Origin of the sequence: Burkholderia sp. LFS061, assembly GCF_047978125.1 — a bacterium.
Lineage (GTDB): Bacteria > Pseudomonadota > Gammaproteobacteria > Burkholderiales > Burkholderiaceae > Burkholderia > Burkholderia pyrrocinia_C.
On the sequence record NZ_JBFPFS010000182.1, the window covers coordinates 1 to 229 of the forward strand.

At 74.2% G+C, this 229-nt stretch carries 1 pseudogene; it reads left to right on the forward strand.

Annotated elements, in window-relative coordinates:
- Positions 1-229: pseudogene (locus ACNQQL_RS36260) on the forward strand (type II secretion system protein GspL); the annotation flags it as partial.

The window sequence follows — 229 nt, forward strand, 5'->3', positions numbered from 1 at the left end:
GTACGAACTCGGCGAGCCGGGCGCGGAGCCGCGGCTCGCGTCGGTCGGCCGCACCGACGGCCCGCTGCTGCCGGGCGCCGCGCCGCTGTCGTTCGACACGTTCGCGCGGCGCGCGCTGACCGAGCGTTTCGATCTGTGCCAGTTCGAATTCGAGTCGCAGCCGTGGCGCTTCGACCGCGCGACGGTGAAGCGCCTGCGCGTGCCGATCGCACTCGTCGCGGCGACGCTC